Source organism: Streptomyces avermitilis MA-4680 = NBRC 14893, from assembly GCF_000009765.2.
GTDB lineage: Bacteria > Actinomycetota > Actinomycetes > Streptomycetales > Streptomycetaceae > Streptomyces > Streptomyces avermitilis.
The window spans coordinates 684,169-707,363 of sequence record NC_003155.5 but is presented as its reverse complement, the minus strand read 5'-3'; the positions used below and the strand labels follow the sequence as shown (position 1 = coordinate 707,363).

Below are 23,195 nucleotides of genomic sequence, written 5' to 3'. Positions count from 1 at the left end.
AGGCGCTCAGTGAGCTGAAGCAGCTCGGCGCCCCGACCGTGGAGGTCACGGGCGCGATGCTCGTCGAGCGCCGACCGGACGGGACGGTGCGCATTCCCGAGGGTGTCGACGCCAGGGCGGGAGGGGGCACGCTGGTCGGAGGGCTGGTCGGTTCGGTGGCGGGTCTGCTGGGTGGACCGCTTGGTGTGGTGCTGGGCTGGGGCGCCGGCGCCCTGGTGGGCGGCGGCGCCGACTGGCGGCGGGCGACGGAGAGCTCCGGCCTGGTGGCCCTGGTGGCCGACGAGGTCAGCGCGGGCAGCACGGTGCTGGTTGCAGAGGTCGCCGAGCGCGACACGGCAGCGATCGACCTGTTCGCCACGCAGTTCGGTGCGGTGCTTGAGCGCAGGCCGGCCGAGCGGGTGCGAGCCGAGGTCAAGGCGGTCCGCGAGGCGGACGAGGCGGCGGAACGCGAGGCCGCCAAGGCGCGCCGGGAGCAGAAGAAGGCCGAGCTCGAAGCCTCGATCGAGGCCCGCGGGAAGGCGCTCAAGCAGACGAAGGCCCCGAATTCCCTGAGGGAGCTCGGGAGCCGGGGCGGCTGTCGGCGGGGACGGCGTTGTGGACGAAGAAGTGGGGTCCTCGCCCGCCCGGGGCGTGCGCCGACCGGGCGGGCGAGGACGTTCGGGCTGCGCCGGCAGGTGCCCGGCGCGGGTGGGTCAGGCGGGCGGGGCTCCCCAGGCGGGCGTGGCACTGAGATACGCGGGGATCGCTGCGGCTTCGGTGTACGTAGTGGAGGTGCCGCGGCTGTAGTCGCCGACCTCGTCGAAGTTCGACCAGTCGGACTTGCTCATCCGCAGTTGCAGGTCGCCGGTGTTCTGGCCGACGGCCAGGGTGCCGCCGGTGAAGCCGACTTCGAGGTAGGCGTCGGCTCCCGGCACGGGCGTGGTCAGGGGTACGACCTTCAGGCTGACGTTGGAACAGCCGACGGCCGCGTAGTCGCACCAGGCGTTCACGGTGGGCGAGCCGCTGTCCCGGGTGAAGTAGTAGCGGGCCGTGACCTTGGACAGGTCGAGGGAGCCGCTGCCGGTGTTGACGATCCGAAGGCCTGGCCGGATGGCGTTGTCGGTGGCCGAGGAGTCGTTGTTCTTGTAGAGGACCTTGAGGCCGCCCGAGGGGTCCGGTGTGCCGCCGGACGTGTCGGTGGTGACGCTCAGCGAGGCGGAAGGCGCCGAGACGTTCCCGGCGGCGTCACGGGCGCGGACGGTGTAGCTGTACGCGGTGCCCGCGCTGAGCCCCGTGTCCGTGAACGCTGTGCCGGCCACCGGCGAGGCCGTGACCTTCGTGCCGCCGCGGTAGAGGTCGTACCCGCTCACGCCCGTGTCGTCGGTGGACGCCGTCCAGGACAGGGAGACGCTGGACGGCGTCTTCGCGGTGGCCTTCAGGCCGGTCGGTGCGGTCGGCGCGGTGGTGTCACCGCCCGGGGTGCCGCCACCGTCCGTGAGCACGGCCGGGTAGGCGTTCCTCACCAGCATCGCGAACTGCTCGGCGAACCAGTGGCCCGCCAGGGGCGCGTTCGGCAGCGCGCCGGTCTTGTTGCCGCCCGCGTTGGGCGCCGTGTATGTCGGGTCGCACATGGGGTCCATGCGCTTGCCCTCGTCGTTGGGAATGTCGGAGCTGGCGCCGTCCGACTCACCCGGCGGCTTGATCCACAGGAATGCGTCGAGGTGGGAGTCAGGGGAGCCGGAGGGCGCAGCCTGCGGGGGCTGCCCGAGTCCGGCGCCGCTGACGTTGCACCACAGGCCTCGGTGTGCCCGTCGGTCGACGCGGGACTCATTGACGTAGGTGTCGAGGGTGGTGCTGCTGCTCTCCGTGGTGGGGCGTCCGGTGCCGCCCCACCCGTTGCGGGAGGTGTCGATCACCATGCCCGTCGAAGCGGGCCAGCCGGCCGCGACGAGCGCCCGGTGGACGTTCCCGGTGAAGTCCGACTCGTCGAAGTTGGGGTTCCACTCGTAGAACTTGCTGGACTTGACCATGTTCCCGCCGACGGTCTTGTCGGGATCGGTCAGGAACGGCTCTTCGAGCGGCGTGTAGTTGGAGACGTGGGTGATCAGCCCGTCGGCACTGGAGAATCCGGCCGCGGTGCCCTTGGCGACATCGGTGTAGAGCTGCACGGTCTGGGAAAGGTTGTTGTCCCAGCCGAGCCAGCCGGAGTGCGCGAAGTCCAGGTACGTGTAGACGTTGGGGATGGCGTGCAGTCTGTCGAGGGCGTACTGGATGCCCTTGACGTAGATGCCGCTGCTCTTGGCCTGGGCGCACTCCGGGTCGGCGGTGTTGGTCACGAGGTTGGGCAGGCCGTCCGGCTCGATGACCGTCGTGATGCGGATGTCACGGTACTTCGGGTTCTTGAAGACGTTCGCGATGGCGTCGACGTACTCGCTCTTGTAGCGGTCCAACCCCGCTTGGGTCAGCGGGAGTTCGCCGTTGGAGGCGAGCGCCGAGCAGTCCCGGCCGGGCAGGTCGTAGACCACGAACGTGGCGGTGATCGGCTGACCGGGCTTCTTCTGGGCCAGGGCCAGGTCGAGGTGGTCGGCGAGGCTCTTGCGTCCGGCGTTGGCGGCACCGCCCGTGATGGCGGCGATGCGGTCGAGCCACACCGCGGTGGGATAGGTCCCCACCTTCTGCATCCTGGCCTTGAGCGTGGCGTCCGAGGTCTGCGCCGCCGAGGTGCCGACGAGGTCGGTGTAGTCGGGGTTGACGTAGAAGCTCGCTCCGGCGAACGGGTTGTCGGCGTGGGCTTCGGCGGCGGCCGCCGGATGCCCGGCCAGCTGCCCTGCCAGGCCCAGCGCCAGGGTGACGAGCGCCGCGGCGACCGAGGTCGTCCGGCGCCGTCGACGGCCCGGTCTCGGCCCGTGTTCCGGTGCTCGGCCGGTTCGGTGTGTCATGTGCCCTCCTCGTGAGTGATCTGTGGGTGGTACGAGGTGGTGTGGGGGTGGAGCTGCGAGGTGTGGTCCGTGGGCACGGGGCCGACGTGCGGTCAGCTGCTCGTGCAGTGCGGGGCCGGTGTGTCCGTGGGGCCGTTCGCGGTGAAGCCGAACGGGGTGGTGGCGCCGGGGCGCAGGGAGCCGTTGAAGGCGGCGTTGCGGACGGTGGCTCGGTCCTGGGCGGTGGTCAGTGAGCCGTTCCAGAGGCTGGTGATGGTGGAGCCGGCCGGATCCCAGTCGACAGTCCAGCCCGTCAGCGCGGCGGAGCCGGTGTTCTTGACGGTGGCCTCCGCCTGGTAGCCGCCCTGCCAGGAGGAAACGGTGCGGAACTGCGCGGTGCACGCGCCCTGCGTCGGGGTCGGGTCCGTGGCGTCGTACGTCAGCCCGTACCCGTACGGGAAGAGCGCAGCCTTGCCGTCGCCGTCGTTGATCGGCTCCTGCGAGGCGCTCTTCATCCAGGTCACCGGCAGCTTGCCGGTGGGGGAGTAGTCGCCGAACAGTACGTCGGAGACGCCGGCGCCCGGTGCGGGCAGCCAGGAGGCCGGCGGTGGGCGAGGTGGCGGCGGGCTCCGGGACGGCGGCGGTCGGCCCGAGGAGGGGCAGGGCGGTGGCGCACAGGGCCAGGGCGGCCGCCGCCGGTCCGCGGCGGGTGGTCAGGACGCGCATGCGGGTGGGCCATTCCGGGAGGGGCCGGGAGCGGGCGGCGCCGAGCGGGGCCGGGGGCCCGCCCGCTCGACGGCGGGGAAGGCGGGCGGGCCCCGGTGCGGGCGGATGTGTCAGGCGGTGGTGCAGGCGGCGCCGTTCAGGCTGAAGCCGGCGGGCGCGGCGAAGGTGCCGGAGTAGCTGCCCTGGAAGCCGAAGGACACCCGGCCGCCGGTCGCGATCTGCGCGTTGTACGCGAGGCTGCTTGCCGTGACCGCTCCCGATGACGGGGAGACGCCGGCGCTCCAGCTGCTGGTGATCTGCTGTCCGGCGGGCAGGGTGAACGCCAGCTTCCAGCCGTTGACGGGGGAGGAACCGGTGTTGGTGACGGTGACGTCGGCGGTGAAGCCGCCCTGCCAGACGTTCGTCGCGTAGGCCACCTTGCAGGCTGTGGGGCTGCCGGGGTCACCGGGGTTGCCGCCGCCGGTGTTGACCGTGGAGGAGAACGAGGTCACGGCGAGGCCGGCGCCGTTCTGCCAGGGCTCGAAGCCCGCCTGAACGCTGGTCAGGTACCAGCTGTTCTGCGCCAGCCCGCGGGAAACGGCCTGCCGGACGAAGTCCATGACGTCGAAGCTCCAGCTGGTGATCGCCGACGGCGCCACGAAGGACAGCACGTCGTTCGAGCCGTTGTTGCCGGACCACACCTGCCACTGGCGCCCGGCCACGGTGGCCGTGCCGACCTGCGAGCCCACGGGCTGAACGGATCCGACCTTGTTGAACCAGACCATGATCTCGGTCCGGTTGACGCCGTCGGTGCGGGGCGTGGGGTCGAGCCAGATGTCGTACGCGGCGTCGTACATCGCGTTGCTGACATAGCTGTAGGAGATGCTGGTCGGCGCGCTGGAGACGGTACTGAGCTGGGCCGGAAGGCTCGTGCCGGGCGAGCAATTGGTGTAGTGGCAGCCGTTGTAGACGGACGGGTAGGACTTCGGGGCGCCGTTCGTGGGTACCGAGCCGTCGGCCTGGGTGATCCTGAATCCCGAGTCGGTGGCGGTGATGCACTGGGCCTCGCTGGTGCCCCAGCGGTTGTTCTGGACGACGTAGCGGCCCTGGATCGTCGTTGACCCGAACGGTTCGCAGATGCTGGTGTCGGCCTGCGCCACCGAGGCGGTGGTCAGCAACGCGGCCAGCGAGACGAGCGCAGTGAGCAGGGCACCGAACAGGCCACGCGCGCTGCGGGCATGGGGCGGTGACGGTCGCATGCGGATCCTCTCCGAAGGGGTGGGGGAGTAGGTTCGGGAGCGCTCCCATCACGCGAGGTGGGAGCGCTCCCATTCCCTCGGTTTCGGCAGGGACACTAGGAGGGGTTCATGTTCCTGACAAGACTGTCGGCGTGAACCTGTGGAAGCATTTTTCGAAGCCGCAGGTCAGAGGAGAAGTGTGTGCGCCAGCACCAGATCCTTCTTGGGAGCGCTCCCAAAAGTGCTGTGCTTGCCGAGGGCGGTCAGGCCGACTCGCGCACCACCAGCTCCGTACGGAGGATGACGTGGTGCCAGGCCACGGCAGGCTCCTCCACCTCCTCGAGGAGCAGCCGGACCATGGCCCGCCCGATCTCCTCCAGCGGCTGACGAACCGTCGTCAGTCGCGGCTTGGTCTGCTGAGCCAGCGGAAAGTCGTCGAAACCGATCACGGCGACGTCCTCGGGCACCCGCCGTCCCGCCGCGTGCAGCGCCTGAAGAGCCCCCGCCGCCGTGGTGTCCGACGCGGCGATGACGCCGTCGATCTCCGGATGCCGTTCGATGAGCTCGGCCATGGCGCGGCGCCCGCTCTCTTCCGTGAAGTCACTCTCGGCGACCCAGGACGGCTCGCCCCTGAGACCCGCCATCGCCAGGGCCTCCTGGTACCCGCGCAGTCGGCACTGGGCGACGTGCATATCGAGTGGCCCGGTGACGGTGGCGATCGCTCTGCGGCCCCGTTTCAGCAGGTGAGAGACGGCGCTGCGGGCACCGCCGACGTTGTCCGCGTCGACGTAGCTGACGTACTCGTCGCCCGAGCGGCGGCCCAGCAGTACGGTCGGCAACCCGGCCTCGACGAGCATGTCCGGCAGTAGATCGCCGTCGTGTACGGACACAAGCAGGGCTCCGTCGACCCGACCGCCACGCGCGAACTCGAGGAAGCGCTGCCGCTCGGCGTCCGAGCGGACCAAGGTCAGCAGCAGTTGCATCCCGGTGTCTGCCAGCGCGTCCCCGAGTGAGCGGACGATCTCGGAGAAGAACGGCTCCGCGAACTGCCTCCAGTCCGGCTCCGTCAAGACGAGGGCGACGGCGTCGGCCCGTTGCCCGGCCAGTGAGCGGGCGGCGAGATTGGGCACGTAGCCCAGTTCCTGGATGGCTTGCTGCACAGCCCGGCGCGTCGACTCCTTCACGCCGGCCGCGTTGTTGATGACGCGGGAGACCGTGCCCCGCCCCACTCCGGCGTGGGCGGCCACCTCCTCCAGCGTCGGCGCGCCAGGGCGTCGCCTGCCCATGACCACCTCCCCCACGAGATCACCGATCTTACGGCCCGAGGGAACCGAGCACCCAGCTTCTCCAGCAGTGTGGCCGCACGGCTGAAGGGCCTGGCGCCGGAAAGCTGACTGGCCATGCCACGAGCGGGGATCCACGTCATGTGCCGCCTGTCCAGCCACATTTGCTGCGGGTACCTCATTTCCCCAGGTCAGCGGAGTGGTCGAATGTATACACCGAAGTGGGATTCGGCGCCTTCACCACGCGCGCACCTGTGCAGAGTCCGACCGACGGCCATGCGGCTGTGCGGCCGTCGTGACTTTGTCAATGTCGCCCCCGGTCGGTGTGCCGAGGGTGACTCGCGTACGCCAGAGTCGCGGCCGTATGTGAACTGAAGGCCAGTGGTGTGACGTAGGACTCTTTGAGACAAGTTGACTCATAGACTCTCTGTGAGTCAACCTGTCTCACAGGGGGTTCGCGAAAAGGCGGATCCCGCAACTGTCCATAGATGTCGTCAATGCCATGGCATTCGCGCACAAGGTCTCTAATGGAGGAATCCATGAACGCTACGGTCACGAAGAAGGCGGGCAAGGGCGCCACCGACGGTGTCGTTTCCGAGATGGCCACGTACTTCCACATCAAGCCGGGGCACGAGCAGGAGTGCGCGGCGGCCTGCCAGCGGATGGTCGAGGCCCTGAAGCAGGCCCCCATGGCCGCCACCATCAAGACCGGTCTGCGTGACACCCGCCACGTGATCTTCAACAACGGCACGGAGCTGCTGTGGGCCACCACCTTCGAGACGGAGTGGGAGCCCTACATCGACGACGCGTTCCTGACCGTCGGCTTCGAGCACTTCGTGGACTGGATGCAGCACACCACCGAGTGGGACACCAAGATCGCCCCGTGGATCGAGAAGTCCGGCGGCCTCGAGTCGCTCACGGGCGACAAAACGCGCGAGGGCTTCGACGAGCACATCATCGCGAACATGGCCGGCATGAGGTGGATCCTGCAGGACGGGCAGCAGAAGGCCACCGCCTACTGGAACCCGGTCAGCTCCCTGACGATGTCGGAGATCACCAAGGCCGAGCGGATCAACGCCGCCTTCCAGGAGGTCCTGGACGACCCCGCCGCCGAGGAGGCCCTCCAGCACCCGGCCCTCAAGCCGCTGCTCGCCCAGGCCGCCAGCTGACCCACCCCCACCCCCGGAGGGGGCACCACGCCCACCCCCTCCGGGAAGGGGCGCCACCCACGCCCCCTCCACGACCTCGGTATGACCACGACTCGAAGCGGATGACCGCGACTCCAACCGGTTCAACGACGACCGAGGCCGCGACAACCGGTGAGACATGGGCCGTCGGCACGGGTGGGCTCAGACCGTGCACGTCGCCGTGATACTCGCTGGCGGTAGGCGGGCGGCCGCTGATCTGGGGATCGGCGACTCCTGACCGCACCCGGGCGGCAGGCGGGAGGGGCTCTCCACGGCACCCTCCTGCCCACACCTATTTCATACGACGTACGGAACAAGTGAGATACCGTACGGCGTATGAAACGACCGCGCCGACTTCGTTCGGCCGGCAGGCTCCCCTGGGCGGGGGCTCGGGTCTGCTCGTCGGGGTCGGCTGGACAGCCGGCGTCGGCTCCAACCCCGCCTTGGCCCACTTCGGCCTGCCGCTCGGCCCGCGTGGCCACGTCGACACCCTGCACCCTCCAGGTCAGGGGCCTCGACCACGTGCGGGTCGCGGGCGACAACGCCCAGGTTCCCGACCTGGCCGCCGAAGAGGGCGCGTGATGCCCTCCCGACGTGCAGCACGCCGTACGCGAACCCGGTGTTCGCCCAACGCGATCGCGGCTCCGCGCGACCGTCCGCCGAAGGAGTACCGGCACAAGAACCTGGGCGCGGTGGCCGGCCTTAGGCCTCCACGGGGGCGTCGCGATCCTCTTCACCGAGGCGGTCACGTCGTCCCACAGCCGTAATCGATCTCTCCGCCTGCCTTTGTCCCTGTCTCATTCCGCCATACCCTCGTCCGTTGCCTGGAGGGCTGTCCCCATGTCGCAGAACACCGTCGCCGCCGCTCGCGGCGTTGAGACCGCACCGAAGAATGGGGCTGTCGACCCGTCACACCAGCGCCGCTGGTGGATTCTGGTGGTCATTTCCCTCGCCCAACTGATGGGAGTCCTCGACGGCACCATCGTGAACATCGCTCTGCCGTCCGCCCAGCGCGAGCTGGGCTTCTCGGACGCCGACCGGCAGTGGGTGGTCACCGCCTATGCGCTGGCCTTCGGCAGCCTGCTACTGCTCGGCGGCCGGGTCGCAGACCTTGTCGGGCGGAAGGTGACCTTCCTGGTGGGTCTGGCCGGTTTCGCGGCCGCTTCCATGGTGGGAGGCGCGGCGAACGGATTCGGCATGCTCGTCGCCGCGCGCGCGGTCCAGGGCGGGTTCGCCGCCCTGCTGGCCCCGTCCGCGCTGTCGCTTCTGATGACCACCTTCACCGATCCGCGCGAGCGTGCGAAGGCCTTCACCGTCGCAGGCTCGGTCGCCGGTGCGGGTGGCGCCATCGGCCTGATCCTCGGCGGGGTGCTGACCGAGTACCTGGACTGGCGCTGGACCATGTACGTCAACGTGGTCTTCGCGGTGGTGGCGTTCGCCGGTGGCGCAGCCCTGCTGCGCCGCACCTCGCGGGACACGTCCTCGAAGCTCGACATCCCCGGCACCTTGCTGGTCTCCGCCGGCCTGTTCTGCCTGGTCTACGGTTTCTCGAACGCCGAGACGCACGGCTGGGGTTCGGTGGCGACGTGGGGCATGCTCGCGGCCGGTACCGTCCTGGTGGGCCTCTTCGGCTGGTGGCAGAGCAAGGCGGCATATCCACTGCTGCCCCTGCGGGTCCTGCTGGACCGTAACCGCGGCGCCTCCTTCGCTGCCCTCTTCGTCAGCGGGGCGGGCATGTTCGGCGTGTTCCTGTTCCTGACCTACTACCTGCAGCAGAGCCTCGGTTACAGCGCCCTGAAGACCGGCTTCGCCTTCCTGCCCATGATCGTGGCCTCGTCGTCCGCCTCCGCCGTGGCCGCCAACGTCCTGGTGCCGCGCATAGGCCCCAAGCCGGTGGTACCGCTGGGCATGGCCATTGCGGCCGTCGGCCTGGTCTGGATGACCGCGTTGGACCTGAACAGCGGATACGTGACGCAGGTACTGCCACAACTGGTGCTCGTCGGCATCGGGTTGGGCGCGGTCATCGCGCCCGCGATGAGCCTGGCCACCTCCGGCGTGGCGGCGGCCGACGCCGGGGCGGCGTCCGCCGCCGTCAACACCGTCCAGCAGGTCGGCGGGTCCATCGGCGTCGCCCTGCTCAGCACGATGGCCTCCGACGCCGTCACCGACTACCTCTCCGGCCGCAACCCCAAGGACCCCGACGTCCTGGCCCAGGCCGGCCTCGAGGGCTACTCCACTGCCTACTGGTGGTCGGCGGCCGTCTTCGTCATCGGCCTGGGCGTGACCGCCCTGCTCTACCGCCGCGGCGTGCCGCAGCAGGACGAGAACGCCGCGCCTGTCGTTCACATGTGATCAACGAACGGGTCTGTCCGAGAGGGGCGCGGGCCGTGCGGGAGGAACGAAGGGGGGAAGGGCACGGTTACCTTTGACGGGGCAGCCCCGGGATAGTCCCGCAGGTTCTCTGCGGCTACCCAGTTCCCATCTCTGAGACGGAATGTCTCATAGTAGGCTGTAAGCTGCGTTGTCTCATAGAAGGGAACAGAGGGGTGGAAGACAGAACCGATCCGCGTTTGTTGCGCAGCCGTGACGCCATGGTCTCGGCGGCCACCGCGTTGCTCACGGAAGGGGGGCTGGAGGCCGTGACGCATCAAACGGTCGCCACCCGCGCCGGCGTTGGCAGAGCCACCGTCTATCGGCACTGGCCCGGCCTTCTCGACCTACGCCTGGCCGCGCTGGAAGCCGGCATGCCCCCTCTGCCTCCGATGCCTGAGGAGCTTCGGGCCGCTTCGGGCAACGATCCGCGAGCGGAGCTCGTTCACCGTCTCGGCGTGCTTGCCGAGCGATGGGACGACGAGCAGTCCGGTGCCGTGCTTGCTGCGATCCTCGGCGGCTCACGGCATGACGAAGGCATGCGCCGCCTCCGGGAGTCGCTGCTGAACCAGATCGCCGATGCCCTGCGTCCCGCTGTTGCCGTGGCCGTGGAGCGCGGCCGGCTCCGGTCCGACGTCACCCCCGAGACCTTTGCCATGGCTACCGCGGGCCCCTTGTTCTTCGAGCGCTTTCTCGCTGGGAACCGTCTGGGGCGGGACACCGTGGAGGCCGTCGTGGATGCCGCTATGCGGGGCTGGTCCTAGCGTCGTTGAGTCCCCGGCGTGGCTGGATGTCCGCCGTTCGGCCGGGGCTGACCAAGGCGGCATTCCTTCGCGCCGATGAAGGGCTGCGAGGTCCTGTCATCTCTGGGTTCCCCGACTGCTTCAGTGGCAGTCGGCAGAACCTGTCGGCGCGAGCCGATCGGCTCGCGGTCCGGCGCGGGTGCCACCGATTCGATCACTGCGCGCCTGTGGACTGAGTCGGTGTGACGCAGGTCTCTTTGAGACAAGTTGACTCATAGACTCTCTGTGAGTCAACCTGTCTCACAGGGGGTTCGCGAAAAGGCGGATCCCGCAACTGTCCATAGATGTCGTCAATGCCATGGCATTCGCGCACAAGGTCTCTAATGGAGGAATCCATGAACGCTACGGTCACGAAGAAGGCGGGCAAGGGCGCCACCGACGGTGTCGTTTCCGAGATGGCCACGTACTTCCACATCAAGCCGGGGCACGAGCAGGAGTGCGCGGCGGCCTGCCAGCGGATGGTCGAGGCCCTGAAGCAGGCCCCCATGGCCGCCACCATCAAGACCGGTCTGCGTGACACCCGCCACGTGATCTTCAACAACGGCACGGAGCTGCTGTGGGCCACCACCTTCGAGACGGAGTGGGAGCCCTACATCGACGACGCGTTCCTGACCGTCGGCTTCGAGCACTTCGTGGACTGGATGCAGCACACCACCGAGTGGGACACCAAGATCGCCCCGTGGATCGAGAAGTCCGGCGGCCTCGAGTCGCTCACGGGCGACAAAACGCGCGAGGGCTTCGACGAGCACATCATCGCGAACATGGCCGGCATGAGGTGGATCCTGCAGGACGGGCAGCAGAAGGCCACCGCCTACTGGAACCCGGTCAGCTCCCTGACGATGTCGGAGATCACCAAGGCCGAGCGGATCAACGCCGCCTTCCAGGAGGTCCTGGACGACCCCGCCGCCGAGGAGGCCCTCCAGCACCCGGCCCTCAAGCCGCTGCTCGCCCAGGCCGCCAGCTGACCCACCCCCACCCCCGGAGGGCACCACACCCACCCCTCCGGGAAGGGGCGCCACCCACGCCCCCTCCACGACCCGCGTGACGACTCCGTCCACGCAAGACAGTTCTGGAAGGCATCATGAGCATCGAGAAGGGCAACGCCCTGGAGATCGACGACATCCAGGCCGCCGCTCTGGAGCCACGGCCGACGCCATACGCGGGCGCCTACCTCGCCCTGCGCATCGACGACCGGCGGCAGGGGCGCGAGCTGCTGCGGCGGCTCACCCCCGCCCTCGACTCGGTCGCCGCGTTCGACCCCGAGCGTCAGGTCTCGCTCGCGGTGGCACTCAGCTTCCAGGGCCTGAAGGCCTTGGGGGTGCCTGAGGAGTCGCTGGCCACCTTCCCGGAGGAGTTCCGCGAGGGCATGGCCGCGCGGGCGGAGTACATCGGGGACATCGGGGAGAGCGCGCCGGAGAACTGGGAGGGCCCGCTCGGTTCGAAGGACGTGCACCTCGTCCTCGGCGGACTCGCCCCGGATGCCGCCCGCCTGGAGACGGTCCTCCTCCTGGTCCGCGACGCCCTGCGCGATCTGCCCGGCGTCGTTGCCATCTGGCAGCAGGACGTACACGTCGGACCGGACGAGAAGGAACCCTTCGGTTTCCGGGACAGCATCGGTCAGCCGGCGATCGAGGGCACGGGCATTCCCGGTACCAATCCGTACGAAGAGCCGCTCAGGGCAGGCGAGTTCATCACCGGATACAAGGACGAGACCCACGGCATCACACCCGTTCCGCAGCCCGAGGTGCTCGGGCGCAACGGAACGTACGTGGCCTTCCGCAAGCTGCACACGCGAGTGGCCGACTTCCGTCAGTACCTCCGCGACCGCGCCAAAGACCCCGCTGACGAAGAGCTGCTGGCGGCCAAGTTCGTCGGCCGCTGGCCCAGTGGCGCCCCCTTGGCGCTGACGCCGGACAAGGACGATCCTGAACTCGGTGCCGACCCCGCGCGGAACAACGCGTTCATGTACGGCGACGACCCGGAGGGCCTCAAGTGCCCGGTGGGCTCCCACGCCCGGCGGATGAACCCGCGGGACGCGGTCGTCACCGGTGAGGTGCGACTGCACCGCATGATCCGGCGCGGTACGACCTATGGCCCGCCGCTGCCCAAGGGAGTGCTGGAGGACGACGGCGCCGACCGCGGCATCATGTTCGCCTTTGTCGGAGCGCACCTGGACCGGCAGTTCGAGTTCGTCCAGCGGCAGTGGGTGAACGACGGCAAGTTCATCGGGTCGCCCGCGGAAAGGGACCCGCTGATCGGCGTGAACGACGACGGCGGGTTCACCGTCCCGCGCCAGCCGATCCGCCGCCGCTTCAAGGGGCTGCCGCCGTTCGTCGTCAACCGGGGTGGCGAGTACTGCTTCATGCCCGGTCTGTCGGCGCTGCGCTGGATCGCCGACCTCGACACCTGACATCTCTCACGATCAACACGACAAGGAGCGTTTCTCATGGCTGACCACTTCTCCGGGCCGCGTGCCATCGCCGACCCTGCGTCCGACATCGCCGACGTGTATGCCTTCCCCAGCCCGGAGCGGCCGGGGAACCTGGTGCTCGTCCTCAACACGTTCCCGGCCTCGGCCCCTACGGCCCTGTTCTCCGATGCGATCACCTATCGTTTCCGCGTCCGCCCGGTCACGCCCGGGAGCGAGAGTGCCGATGCGGCGTTCAATGTCGGCGAGGACGAGTACGTCTTCGACTTCACCTTCGACGCCCCCCAGAAGGTCGACGGCACGGACACCCTGCTGCAGATGGGCACGTGCCATGCGCCCAGCGGCCGGAAGATCGCCTTCCAGGTCGGCAACGAGGTGCCCACCGAGGCCGAGGAACTGAAGATCTTCGCCGGGTCGCGGCTCGACCCGTTCTTCATCGACTTCGTGGGAGTGATGGTCACCGAGGCGACGGGGAAGCTGGGCTTCAGGTCTGATGCCAGCAACGTTCTGGAGGGCCTGAACGCGCTGAGCATCGTGCTCGAAGTCGACGCCGCGGTGCTCGGTCCGGCCGCCGACTCGCTGGTGGCGGTCGTCGGCGAGACCGTGACTTCCGGTGGACGCCCGGTGCGGCTGGAGCGCATGGGCCGGCCGGAGATCAAAAACGTGATCATGTCGCCCAAGAAGTTCGACACCGTCAACAGCGATCTGGAGATCCGCGACCTCTTCAACGAGGAGGACGCCTTCAGCGTGCGGCCCGACTATGCGAGCACTTACCGCGCACGACTCAATGCCAACCTGGCCTTCTACGACGGCCTGGACGGCAAGACCGCTTGGCCGCTGGACGAGCAGGGTGCCCACCCGCTGACCGAACTGCTGCTGGCGGACTTCCTCGTCGTCGACCTGTCCAAGCCCTTCTCCGAGGACGGCTGTTTCGAGATCGAGACCGCCCTGCTCGCCGGCCGCCCGCACACGACCTGCGGTGGCCGGTCACTCAACGACGACATCGTGGACACCCTCTTCACGCTGCTGGTGGGTGGCATCGACGGCGAGCGCATCAGCGACGGCGTCGACCAGCCGACTCAGCCGGCGACCCACAGCTTCCCCTACCTGAACGCTCCCAACCCGACCCCGCCGGACCTGGGTGCCCGCCTGGCCGCGCAGATGCCTCCCCGCGAGGAAGCGGCATGACCGGGGCGCCTCCCCAGGAGAGGGAGCCGGTCACGACGAGCGGCACCATCGCCGTAACGAATCTGCACGGGCAGATCGACGGCCTGGCCGTACGGCTCAGCCGTGCGGATACCGGGGAGACGTCGGCGGCTCCGTTGGCGGTGGCGCAAGGGGCGGCCCTGATCGACCTCCTCAACCTCCGAGGCCACATCCTGGGCCGCGTCGCCGACTACGAGCGGGCCGCGGAACTCGCTGAGCAGCTCGTGCACGTCGCTCCCGAGGACGGCACGGCCCTGCTCGCCCGCGCCAGGACGCGGGCGACCCTGCACCGCTTCGCCGAGGCCGTTGCCGACCTCGGCGCGGCGGGCCGGAACGGCGCGGAGGAGGCCACGGTGGACGCGGAGCGAGCCGTCGTTCTGCAGGCCCTCGGCTGCTACGCGGATGCCATGGCCCTGATCCGCAAAGCGGCGGAGCGGCAGAGTGACTTCACGACGCTCGGCGCGCTCGCCGTACTCCAGGCCGAGCGGGGGGAGGTCAGCGAGGCGGAGCGGCTGTTCGGCGAGGCGCGGCGCCACTATCAGGGGACCTCACCGTTTCCGCTCGCCCAGCTGGACTTCCGACGCGGTGTGATGTGGCACCGCGAGGGCGATCTCGATGCGGCCCGCTCGTGCTACGAGGCCGCCCGGCGCCGGGTGCCCGACTACGCGCCGGCACTGGGCCACCTGGCCGAGGTCGAGCTGCTGCGCGACGACCCTCAGGCCGCCGTCGCCCTCCTGCGTCCCCTCACCTGGGCCAGCGACGACCCCGAGTACGCCGGCCACCTCGCGGCCGCGTTGCACGCATGCGACAGGTTTCAGGAGGCGAACCAGTGGCGCGAGCGCGCGGCGGCGCGTTACGGCGAACTGGTGCTGCGTCACCCGGAGGCTTACGCCGACCACGCGGCCGACTTCTGGCTCACGGTGGGGGCCGATGCCGAGCGGGGGCTCCAACTGGCGCTGCAGAACCTCGCATTCCGCCAGACAGCCCGAGCCCATGCCCTGTTCCAGCGCGCTGTCCTCGCGCAGAACCGGGTTGCCCAGAACCGGGTTGCACAGGCTGCCCCATAGCCGCCGAGCGGCGATGCCGGCGATATGGGGCACGGCGGGGTCGGCCGGACGGATCGGCATGCCGTTCGGCCGCCCCCGTACCAGCCCGCAGGGGCAAACGCGACTCGGCCTCTTACCGGCTGAGACCCCCCTCAACCCCTCGCAGCCCCCCTCACCCCCTCGTGGTCCCACGGACCGCCGCAGCACTCCAAATCAGTAACCACTACCCGAGAAGGCCCAAAACGATGGACACCATGCTGGCAGGACGCGTCCACCTGGACACGAAGAAGTTCGCCATGGAGGAGATCCCGGTCCCCGTACCCGGGCCGGGCGAAGTACTGATCGAAGTGAAGGCGGCGGGCGTGTGCCTCTCCGATCTCCACCTCATCGACGGAAGCATCACGCCGCTGCACCTGAACTCCAATGTGCTCACCCTCGGGCACGAACTCTCCGGCGTCATCCATTCCCTGGGACCCGGCCTCAAGCGGGACCTGGCCGTCGGCACACGGGTCGCCCTGCAGGCAGGACAGCCCTGCGGCGAGTGCGCCCGCTGCGTCAGCGGCGGCACGTGCGTATCGTTCCGCGGCCGCGGCGTCGACTACGACGGTGGCTGGTCCCAGTACACGATCGCCCGTGAGGACACCGTCGTCCCCATCCCCGACACACTTCCCTTCGACCAGGCGGCGATCATCCCCGACGCCGTTTCCACCTCGTACGCGGCCCTGGTCGACACCGTGCAGGTGCGTTCCGCCCAGGCCGTGGGCATCTGGGGAGTGGGCGGGGTGGGCGCCCATGCCGTCCGGCTGGCCCGCATGATGGGTGCCACGCCGATCATCGCCGTCGACCCGCTGCCCAATGCGCGTGCGCGAGCCCTCGCGTTCGGCGCCGATGTCGCGCTCGACCCGTCCGACCCCGGTTTCGTCGAAGCCGTGCTGCGGGCCACCGACGGCCTGGGCCTGGACTACGCCTTCGACTTCGCGGGCGTTCCCCGGGTCAGGGAGCAGGCGTCGCCTCTCCTCGGTAACCACGGTGCGCTCGTCCTGGTGGGTATCACCACCGAGCCGCTGAAGATCTCGGAGAAGATGACCTTCAACCTGAAGAACAAGAAGGTGTTCGGACACTACGGATCCTCGTTCGATCACGTCTACGAGCTGATCCGGTTGGCCGGCAGCGGCCGTCTCGACCTGGCCCCGTCCATCACCGACCACATCCCCCTGGCCGACGTCCCCGAGGCGATCCACCGCCTGGAGAACAAGATCGGCGATCCGATCCGCCTCATCCTCGTTCCCTGACGAGTCGACCGAGCGAGATGGGCCGCCCCGGCGACGGAGCCGGCCCATAGCGCGCCCAACACCCGCAACCGCCCCCCCAGAGAAGCAGACCGACATGCGCGACTCACGCAACGCCACCGCATCCAGTGACAGCAGGAATCCGACAGGCCTGTCGGCAACCACGGTGCGCACCCGCGTGACGGTCCCACTCCGCTTCGGCGACGGCTGTACAGTGACCGCCGACCTCGCCACCTTCCACCACCTCGCCGACGGGCAGGAACACGTGGCCGTCATCCTCGGCGAACCCGCCGCTGGCCGGCCCCCGCTGGTGCGCCTGCACTCCGAGTGCCTGACCGGCGACGTCTTCGGCTCGGCCCGCTGCGACTGCGGCCCCCAGCTGCGCGAGGCGCTCGAGCGCATCGCCGACCGCGGAGGCGTCCTGCTCTACCTCCGCCAGGAGGGACGCGGCATCGGCCTCTACAACAAGCTCGACGCCTACGCCCTCCAGGACCAGGGCCTCGACACCTACGAGGCCAACACGACCCTCGGCCTCCCCGAGGACGCCCGCGACTACACCGCCGCCGCGCAGATGCTCGCCGCCCTAGGCATCTTTGAGCTGGACCTGCTGTCCAACAATCCGGACAAGGCGGCCCAGCTGCGCACCCTGGGCCTAACGGTGACCCAGCACGTTCCCACGGGCGTGTTCACCACGGCCCACAACATCCGCTACCTCCGTACCAAGGTGGTCCGCACTCAGCACACACTGCCGCTGACGGAACTGACGGTGGGCTGACGGCCGATGCCCATCGGCTCATGGCTCAGCCCTGTCGTCAACGCGATGCCGCGCGTGACCGGGCAGATGGGCCGCGTCGCCGAGCAGGAAGACGCGTCCCCGGCACCAGCGGTCGATGCGAAACCGGAAGCTGTACTCGGCCAGGAACAAGTAGCCCTCATCCTCGCGGCCCTTCACGCTCGCGTCCTCGTCCAAACCGGAGAGTCCCACAACAAGATCAAGGCGACGTGTTGATGATCTGCAAGCCCTGGCAAGGGCCGTCCCGCAAACGCTGACACGGCGCCGCCGGGATCGTGTCCGGCGGCGCCCTTTTCTGGTGCGCGGTCGGACAGGATTCCGCCCAGCGTGTGAACCGACTCACCCCCACGCCCCGCCGGAACCACCCGTCCTCTGTGGCCGTCTTGTGCGCTGACTGTGTACGAAGCAGGGATGTGGGGGACGTTGTGACGCGGAACGTAACGAAGGCCGGTCTTCTGGCGGTGGCCATGGCGACGATGCTCGGGGCCTCGGCCTGCGGCGGGGAAGCCGGCGCGGCGGCCGGGGGGACCGGCGGGACGCTCCCCGCGCACGGGAAGGGGGAGCCCGTGGCGCCCGCAGGGGACGGGGCGTCCTCCGGCTCGGCCTCGACGTCTCCCGGCACCGTGGGGAAGTTGTCCGGGATCGCGCAGACCGCGGCGTCGCCCATCACCCGGCACGTGCCGTGGAATCTGGACATTCTGGATCAGCGGTCGCGGCCGCTGAACGGGAAGTTCACCACCACCGCCACGGGCAAGGGCGTTCACGTCTATGTGATCGACACCGGGATGGACATCGCTCACAAGGAGTTCGGCGGACGCGCCCGCCTCGGCGCCGACTTCGTGGGCCCGAAGGACTCCGGTGACTGCTTCAACGAGGGGGGCATCGGCCACGGCACGTTCGTCGCGGGCATTATCGGCGGGGCGAGGTACGGGGTGGCGCCCAAGGCGGAGCTCGTACGGGTCCAGGGCATCCTGTGCGAGAGCGAGGGCGGCGGTTCCCCGGCGGCGGCCGAGGCGGCCGTGGTCAAGTCGGTCAAGTGGGTCACCGCGCACGCGCAGAAGCCGGCGGTGGTGAACATGTCGCTCAACTTCGACCACCGGTCGGCGGCCGTGGAGTCCGCCGTGAAGAAGATGGTCGACGCGGGGATCCCGACGGTGGTGTCGGCCGGCAACTTCCATGACGACGCCTGCAAGCACTCCCCGGCCGGCGTCCCCGGCACGATCGTCGTGGCGGCCTCCACCTCGAACGACCGCGCGTGGAGCGACGGCGGCTCCTACGGATCGGGTTACGGCCGGTGCGTGGACCTGTACGCCCCCGGCCAGAAGGTGACCGCCGCCCTCGCCGGCGGCGGTACGACCACGGAGAACGACGGCGCGACGTCCTGGGCCGCGCCGCATGCGACCGGCGTGATCGCGCTGTACCTGTCGGCGCACCCCCATGCCACTGCTCACGAGGTCCACGTCTGGCTCGACCACACGGCCACCCGTGGTGTCGTGCGCGATGTCCGCTCCGACACTCCCAACCGGCTGCTCAACACCGGCGGCCTCTGACCTGCCGCCCCACCCTGGACGCGCACCGGTCGAACACGGCATCGCCCACCTCAAGAACTGGCGGTCCGTCACCAGACTCCGCAGCGGCCCCGCCCGCGCCACCCACCTCCTGCGTGCCCTGCTTGTTCTGACGAACCTCGAAGTCAACCGCTGACTGGCTTCGTTCGCTTCCAGCAGCATCTTGTGTGTGAGTTCAGAAGGCGTCTGGCGTGGAGGCGCGTCAGGAGTGCCCACAAGATTGACGTCAGCGCAGAGGGTGTGGGCCGGCCCACCCAGCCAAGGGCACTGATCGGAGTATGCATGCTGCGTCTACTACAGTGCGGTGTGGGCCGTGACTGGCGCTGAGGTGGAGCACCACCGGGGAGCGGTCTGACGAGACGTCGTTGCCGTGCGCCTGGGCGAGTGGTCAGCAACGCCTGGAGGACGACCATGTCCGCGACTCAGACGGCCCAGCTCATGGACGGCACCGGCCATGCCCGGCGCATCGTCGAAGAGGCTGCTGCCAAAGCGGCCGAGATCTCACAGCGCACGGGTACTGCCCCCTGTCTGGCGACGGTGCTGGTGGGAGATGACCCCGCATCGGTCACTTATGTCCGCATGAAGCGGGCACGGTGCGCAAAGGCAGGTATCCGGTCTCGACACATCGCTCTGCCTGCTACCACCACGACCGCTGAGCTGATCGACAGTCTCTCTGGGCTGTCCGGCGATCCGGAGGTGCACGGCATCCTTCTCCAGCATCCTTGCGGCCCGCACATCGATGAGCGCGCGGCGTTCGAGGCCATCGCCCCGGCGAAAGATGTCGACGGGGTCACGATGCATTCCTTCGCCGCAATGAGCTTTGGCCTGCCGGGCTTCGTATCCTGCACCCCGGGCGGAATCATGCGGCTGCTGGAGGCGTACGACGTCGACCTCGCCGGCAAGCACGCCGTCGTGGTGGGGCGCAGCGCGATTCTCGGCAAACCGGTGGGGATGCTCCTGCTCGCCAAGGACGCAACGGTGACCTACTGCCACTCCCGCACGGCAGACCTATCGGCGATGGTCCGGGAAGCGGACGTCGTGGTAGCGGCCGTGGGACGGCCCCGGCTCATCCGCGGTGAGGACATCAAGCCCGGCGCGGTGGTGATCGACGCCGGATACAACCCGGGCAACGTCGGCGACGTGGACTTCGACGCCGTTCTCACCCGTGCCCGTCTGATCACTCCGGTGCCTGGCGGCGTAGGACCGATGACCATCGCCGTCCTGCTCGAACAGACCGTGGACGCCGCCGCGAACCAGCTCGGAGTCCAGCAGTGAAATCGTGAACATCACCCGAACGTAGATCTGGGTGTTGGTGCCTCCCGCCACAGCCAGGCGGTGGAGTGCCCCGACTACAGTTGTTGCACAGTCTCCCTCCGCGCGCCCAACCGAACGTAGCTAGGTCGCCCAGAGCTGTGCACGTCAAGGCAACTGGTGGCGGGGAAGCCGGGCAGTACGCCGGTTGGGCGATCGGGGGAGCATGGAACGGCTGATCACGTTGCGCCTATGGGATCTCGTGGAGCCGCTTGCGGAACACTCCGGTGGCCTCGCCGCCGCGGAAGATGACCTCCTTGCCGTTCACCTTCACCTTCGCCTTCTTCTCGTCGAGTCCGAACACCTCGGCGAGGTGGAGCGGGTCGGGGCCGTGGACGAGTGCTTGTCGGTCTGGTTGATCAGCAGGGGGCGGGTCGGAGGTGGCGGGCCGGCATCGGCGCCGGTGTTCCAGCCACGCACCGACGGTTCGCCGACGCGCCTCGGGTTACAGCAGGCGTGCGAGAGGCAGCGCCGCGATGTCGGGAGCGGGCCGGGAGACATACAGGTCGGTGTGGTAGAAGCCGTCCGCTTCCTTGTCTGCCGTGTGCAGTCCGTTCACAGCCAGGGCGTGGAACGCCGCGTACCGTTCGGCGCTGTCGGCAAAGCGGCGCTGCCGGAAGGTACGGGCGGACAGTTTCTCCGTCACCAGGCCCGAGCGTGCGAGCAGGTCGGCGATCGGCTGGTAGGGCACGGTGCGCAGCACGAACGCCGCGACCCACGGTGGGGTCGGCATGCAGTCGAGAAGCCTCGTGAAGGTCCGGGTGAAGACGTAGCCGACGCCGCCTGTGACGGTGATGAGGTCCGTGCCCGCCAGTGTGCGGCGCAGGGCGGGGCTCGGTTCGGTGACTTCGAGGTTCTCCGCGAAGGCGTGGTCGAGTAGGCCGACGGCGCGGGCGTATCCGACGGCCAGGGCTGCCGAGTCGATGCCTGTCGCCGTTGCGGCTTCCGGGCGGCGGCGCGCTGCGAAGAAGGTCCGGTCCTCGGCCGCGAGTTGCCGGGTTGGCAGGGCGGAGAGGTGGTGGGAGGTGTACCGGGTGGACAGGTCCGACAGAGTGACACGGCAGTTGAGGAGAGCTGTGTTGATCCCGTAGGAGCAGCACAGGTCCACCACGTTCAGTGGCGTCCGGTCGGGGTGCAGCCAGCGCAGAGCATAGGTCAGTGCCCGGAAGACGGCCTGCCCATGGTGGGGTATTTGGTACTCGAGGGATCGCAGGGTTGCGAAGTACGGGCGGGGGTCGGGGCAGTTGTAGATGTCGTTGAAGTTGGCTTTGCCCCAGTCGGCATTCGCGGTGCTGTTGCTCGCTCCTGCTGCCATGGGCGGTCTCCTGACCTGCGTCGGCCGGTGGGAACGACCCGATGGCCGCAGGGATACGGCCAGCGCCTGTGCGCTCGTCGGGTCGCGCCACGGCCCCACTCTGCCCTCCCCGGCGCCCGACGGCAGCCTGGAGGAGCTGACAGGGTGATCACGGTCCGTGACCGGGGGTGTTGGTGTAGCCGGGGCGGGCAGGAGCGTGTGGCGTCCCGGTTCAGCCCGGTCCGCGGCATCGAGGAAGAAGTACCGCACCAACCCGAGACGGCAGGCCCGGCTGAAGGCGGCCCTGCTCGGACGGTCCCGCGGCGGGCTGACCTCCAGATCTACCTGGCCGCCGACCGGCGCTGTCGGCCGATGGCGCTGGCCTGACTGCCGGCCAGGCCGCCGACAGCCCCCAGTTCCTCACGGTCCTCCCGGTCCTGGCGAAGGTTCGGGCCCGTCTGCCCGCCGGCCGTCCCCGCACCCGGCCCGCCGCCGTGACCGGCGACAAAGCCTATTTTTCTCGCGCCAACCACTCCCACCTGCGTAAACGCCGTATCAAGGAAGTCATGCTTCTACCGCGACCGCAACACGGTCGAGCGGGCCATCAACAGGATGAAGGACTGGCGAGGCATCGCTACCCGCCATGACAAGACGCCCGAGAGCTACCTCGCCGGATTCCACCTCCGCGCAGCCACCATCTGGATCGGCAGTCTCCTGCAGACCAATTGATCACAACCGAAGACGGACTCTAGTGCTGGGGGCCTCTTTGGTTGGGTATATGTCCTGGTGGCAGGGTAGTTGCGGTTGCTCGGGGCGGGGTGCTGGGCGATGGTTTTACGGGCACGGCCAAGATGAGGACGAACGGGCGGTCGTTCGCCGGTTGCCGGGGGGCGCGGAAGGCTCCGCGGGATTGGGGCACCGCTTCAACCGTTGAACGGTGCCCCAGCAGCGGTCATGCCGACTTCGCGGGAAGAGTGCCGAGAAACTCGCGGACGTGTCGCAGCCACGTCGTGCGGTCGGCCTCGTTCAGGATGTGGGCCGCGCCGGGCAGTTCGATCAGCTTGGCGCCCGTGATGCCGGCCGCCAATCGATACGAGCTCTGGGGCAGGACCAGCCTGTCGCCGGTCGGTGCCACCACCAGCGTGGGGGCGGACAGGTGTCCGAGGTCTGCTCGGACATCCACTCGGGACACCAGGTCGAAGTGGTCCACCGTCCCCGGCGGCATCCCGGCCAGGGTCTGGGTCACCAGTGCATCGAGGTCGGCCGGCGCGATGTCCGCCAGATCCGTCGGCGACAGGCACGAAAGGCAGGCGAGCCGGGCCATGTCGCGCCACTGGCCCGCCCCTGCCAAGGTCTTGATGAGCTGGGCGGCCAGCGCCAGGACCGGGTCCGCGACAGGGAACCCGGCGGTGAGGACGAGTGCCCTGACCCGCTCGGGATGCCGGGAGGCGATCCGGACGGCCACGGCGCTGCCCAGCGACTCGCCGAGCACGACGAACGACTCCTGCCCTGCCGCGACGGCGGAGGCGACCAGTTGGTCGGCGAGTTCGTCCAGGTCCAAGGGCTCGGTTGCCAAAGGAGAGCCGCCCGCCCCCGGGTAGTGCGGGCCGATGAGCGTGTGGTCACGGGCAAGATCGTCGAGGACGAGGCCGAAGTTGCCATCGATACCGCCGCCGGCACCGTGGGCAAGCAGCAGTGCGGGGCCGCTGCCCTTCACGACAACGTCGAGGTGAGGCGTGGCAAGCGAGTGCTCAGTGTTCATGCCGCCGACGCTAAA

At 69.1% G+C, this 23,195-nt stretch carries 18 protein-coding genes, 2 pseudogenes and 1 riboswitch; of the genes and pseudogenes, 13 read left to right on the top strand and 7 right to left on the bottom strand.

Going from position 1 to position 23,195, the window contains the following annotated elements; genetic code table 11:
• Positions 1 to 692: 692 nt before the first annotated feature.
• The 4 genes from SAVERM_RS03280 to SAVERM_RS03265 form a co-directional block, all read right to left on the bottom strand.
• A complete protein-coding gene (locus SAVERM_RS03280) occupies positions 693 to 2,918 on the bottom strand; it encodes a glycoside hydrolase family 6 protein (protein ID WP_010981995.1) in 2,226 nt (741 codons plus the stop codon).
• Positions 2,919 to 3,010: 92 nt separating this feature from the next.
• Complete coding sequence (locus SAVERM_RS03275) at positions 3,011 to 3,490, bottom strand: cellulose binding domain-containing protein (protein ID WP_255253751.1); 480 nt, start codon at positions 3,488 to 3,490, stop codon at positions 3,011 to 3,013.
• Between the two features lie 243 nt (positions 3,491 to 3,733).
• Positions 3,734 to 4,861, bottom strand: a complete 1,128-nt coding sequence (locus SAVERM_RS03270; RefSeq protein WP_010981993.1) for a glycoside hydrolase family 12 protein — start codon at positions 4,859 to 4,861, stop codon at positions 3,734 to 3,736.
• Positions 4,862 to 5,103: 242 nt separating this feature from the next.
• Entirely contained in the window at positions 5,104 to 6,126 is a 1,023-nt protein-coding gene (locus SAVERM_RS03265) for a LacI family DNA-binding transcriptional regulator (protein WP_010981992.1), read from the bottom strand.
• A 536-nt stretch (positions 6,127 to 6,662) separates the two neighbouring features.
• On the opposite strand from SAVERM_RS03265, the gene SAVERM_RS03260 reads away from it, so the two are divergent.
• The 10 genes and pseudogenes from SAVERM_RS03260 (at position 6,663) to SAVERM_RS03220 (ending at position 17,227) form a co-directional block, all read left to right on the top strand.
• Positions 6,663 to 7,292, top strand: coding sequence for a hypothetical protein (locus SAVERM_RS03260; RefSeq protein WP_010981989.1), 630 nt, complete (start codon positions 6,663 to 6,665; stop codon positions 7,290 to 7,292).
• Positions 7,293 to 7,723: 431 nt separating this feature from the next.
• Positions 7,724 to 8,042, top strand: a pseudogene (locus SAVERM_RS39540) (NAD(P)/FAD-dependent oxidoreductase); the annotation flags it as partial.
• Between the two features lie 108 nt (positions 8,043 to 8,150).
• The gene (locus SAVERM_RS03255) at positions 8,151 to 9,662 is read left to right on the top strand and encodes an MFS transporter (RefSeq protein ID WP_010981991.1); all 1,512 of its coding nucleotides are present in this window, start codon (positions 8,151 to 8,153) and stop codon (positions 9,660 to 9,662) included.
• Positions 9,663 to 9,856: 194 nt separating this feature from the next.
• Entirely contained in the window at positions 9,857 to 10,444 is a 588-nt protein-coding gene (locus SAVERM_RS03250) for a TetR/AcrR family transcriptional regulator (protein ID WP_010981990.1), read from the top strand.
• Positions 10,445 to 10,818: 374 nt separating this feature from the next.
• Positions 10,819 to 11,448 carry a hypothetical protein gene (locus SAVERM_RS03245; RefSeq protein WP_010981989.1) on the top strand — a complete coding sequence of 210 codons (630 nt, stop codon included), beginning with the start codon at positions 10,819 to 10,821 and terminating at the stop codon, positions 11,446 to 11,448.
• Positions 11,449 to 11,564: 116 nt separating this feature from the next.
• Complete coding sequence (locus SAVERM_RS03240; RefSeq protein ID WP_010981988.1) at positions 11,565 to 12,893, top strand: Dyp-type peroxidase; 1,329 nt, start codon at positions 11,565 to 11,567, stop codon at positions 12,891 to 12,893.
• A gap of 36 nt (positions 12,894 to 12,929) precedes the next feature.
• Complete coding sequence (locus SAVERM_RS03235; RefSeq protein ID WP_010981987.1) at positions 12,930 to 14,099, top strand: DUF4331 family protein; 1,170 nt, start codon at positions 12,930 to 12,932, stop codon at positions 14,097 to 14,099.
• Positions 14,096 to 15,184 carry a tetratricopeptide repeat protein gene (locus tag SAVERM_RS03230; protein ID WP_010981986.1) on the top strand — a complete coding sequence of 363 codons (1,089 nt, stop codon included), beginning with the start codon at positions 14,096 to 14,098 and terminating at the stop codon, positions 15,182 to 15,184. Before SAVERM_RS03235 ends, SAVERM_RS03230 begins: the two co-directional genes overlap by 4 nt.
• Positions 15,185 to 15,408: 224 nt before the next feature.
• Entirely contained in the window at positions 15,409 to 16,455 is a 1,047-nt protein-coding gene (locus SAVERM_RS03225) for a zinc-binding dehydrogenase (RefSeq protein ID WP_010981985.1), read from the top strand.
• 94 nt (positions 16,456 to 16,549) lie between these two features.
• The gene (locus SAVERM_RS03220) at positions 16,550 to 17,227 is read left to right on the top strand and encodes a GTP cyclohydrolase II (protein ID WP_010981984.1); all 678 of its coding nucleotides are present in this window, start codon (positions 16,550 to 16,552) and stop codon (positions 17,225 to 17,227) included.
• 18 nt (positions 17,228 to 17,245) lie between these two features.
• Here the strand turns inward: SAVERM_RS03220 and SAVERM_RS43010 are convergent, their stop codons facing one another.
• Entirely contained in the window at positions 17,246 to 17,422 is a 177-nt protein-coding gene (locus SAVERM_RS43010) for a hypothetical protein (RefSeq protein WP_154696714.1), read from the bottom strand.
• 248 nt (positions 17,423 to 17,670) lie between these two features.
• Here SAVERM_RS43010 and SAVERM_RS03210 point away from each other — a divergent pair, with 248 nt between their 5' ends.
• Both SAVERM_RS03210 and SAVERM_RS03205 read left to right on the top strand, forming a co-directional pair.
• Positions 17,671 to 18,795 (top strand): S8 family peptidase, encoded by a 1,125-nt coding sequence (locus SAVERM_RS03210; RefSeq protein ID WP_242432288.1) that lies wholly within the window; start codon positions 17,671 to 17,673, stop codon positions 18,793 to 18,795.
• Positions 18,796 to 19,116: 321 nt separating this feature from the next.
• Positions 19,117 to 19,202: riboswitch (ZMP/ZTP riboswitch) on the top strand.
• Between the two features lie 22 nt (positions 19,203 to 19,224).
• A complete protein-coding gene (locus SAVERM_RS03205; protein ID WP_010981982.1) occupies positions 19,225 to 20,088 on the top strand; it encodes a bifunctional 5,10-methylenetetrahydrofolate dehydrogenase/5,10-methenyltetrahydrofolate cyclohydrolase in 864 nt (287 codons plus the stop codon).
• 481 nt (positions 20,089 to 20,569) lie between these two features.
• On the opposite strand, the gene SAVERM_RS03200 is transcribed toward SAVERM_RS03205, so the two are convergent.
• The gene (locus tag SAVERM_RS03200; protein WP_037651824.1) at positions 20,570 to 21,439 is read right to left on the bottom strand and encodes a hypothetical protein; all 870 of its coding nucleotides are present in this window, start codon (positions 21,437 to 21,439) and stop codon (positions 20,570 to 20,572) included.
• A 208-nt stretch (positions 21,440 to 21,647) separates the two neighbouring features.
• On the opposite strand from SAVERM_RS03200, the pseudogene SAVERM_RS03195 reads away from it, so the two are divergent.
• Positions 21,648 to 22,147, top strand: a pseudogene (locus tag SAVERM_RS03195) (transposase family protein); the annotation flags it as partial.
• Positions 22,148 to 22,370: 223 nt separating this feature from the next.
• Here SAVERM_RS03195 and SAVERM_RS03190 read toward each other — a convergent pair.
• On the bottom strand, positions 22,371 to 23,180 hold the full coding sequence (locus SAVERM_RS03190) for an alpha/beta fold hydrolase (protein WP_042492684.1): 810 nt from the start codon (positions 23,178 to 23,180) through the stop codon (positions 22,371 to 22,373).
• Between the last annotated feature and the right edge of the window lie 15 nt (positions 23,181 to 23,195).

Bases quoted from the DNA above. Each gene is read 5' to 3' on its own strand.
- SAVERM_RS03280 (WP_010981995.1), bottom strand. From the start codon at position 2,918: ATGACACACCGAACCGGCCGAGCACCGGAACACGGGCCGAGACCGGGC.
- SAVERM_RS03270 (WP_010981993.1), bottom strand. From the start codon at position 4,861: ATGCGACCGTCACCGCCCCATGCCCGCAGCGCGCGTGGCCTGTTCGGT.
- SAVERM_RS03265 (WP_010981992.1), bottom strand. From the start codon at position 6,126: ATGGGCAGGCGACGCCCTGGCGCGCCGACGCTGGAGGAGGTGGCCGCC.
- SAVERM_RS03260 (WP_010981989.1), top strand. From the start codon at position 6,663: ATGAACGCTACGGTCACGAAGAAGGCGGGCAAGGGCGCCACCGACGGT.
- SAVERM_RS03255 (WP_010981991.1), top strand. From the start codon at position 8,151: ATGTCGCAGAACACCGTCGCCGCCGCTCGCGGCGTTGAGACCGCACCG.
- SAVERM_RS03245 (WP_010981989.1), top strand. From the start codon at position 10,819: ATGAACGCTACGGTCACGAAGAAGGCGGGCAAGGGCGCCACCGACGGT.
- SAVERM_RS03240 (WP_010981988.1), top strand. From the start codon at position 11,565: ATGAGCATCGAGAAGGGCAACGCCCTGGAGATCGACGACATCCAGGCC.
- SAVERM_RS03235 (WP_010981987.1), top strand. From the start codon at position 12,930: ATGGCTGACCACTTCTCCGGGCCGCGTGCCATCGCCGACCCTGCGTCC.
- SAVERM_RS03230 (WP_010981986.1), top strand. From the start codon at position 14,096: ATGACCGGGGCGCCTCCCCAGGAGAGGGAGCCGGTCACGACGAGCGGC.
- SAVERM_RS03225 (WP_010981985.1), top strand. From the start codon at position 15,409: ATGGACACCATGCTGGCAGGACGCGTCCACCTGGACACGAAGAAGTTC.
- SAVERM_RS03220 (WP_010981984.1), top strand. From the start codon at position 16,550: ATGCGCGACTCACGCAACGCCACCGCATCCAGTGACAGCAGGAATCCG.
- SAVERM_RS03205 (WP_010981982.1), top strand. From the start codon at position 19,225: ATGTCCGCGACTCAGACGGCCCAGCTCATGGACGGCACCGGCCATGCC.
- SAVERM_RS03200 (WP_037651824.1), bottom strand. From the start codon at position 21,439: ATGGCAGCAGGAGCGAGCAACAGCACCGCGAATGCCGACTGGGGCAAA.
- SAVERM_RS03190 (WP_042492684.1), bottom strand. From the start codon at position 23,180: ATGAACACTGAGCACTCGCTTGCCACGCCTCACCTCGACGTTGTCGTG.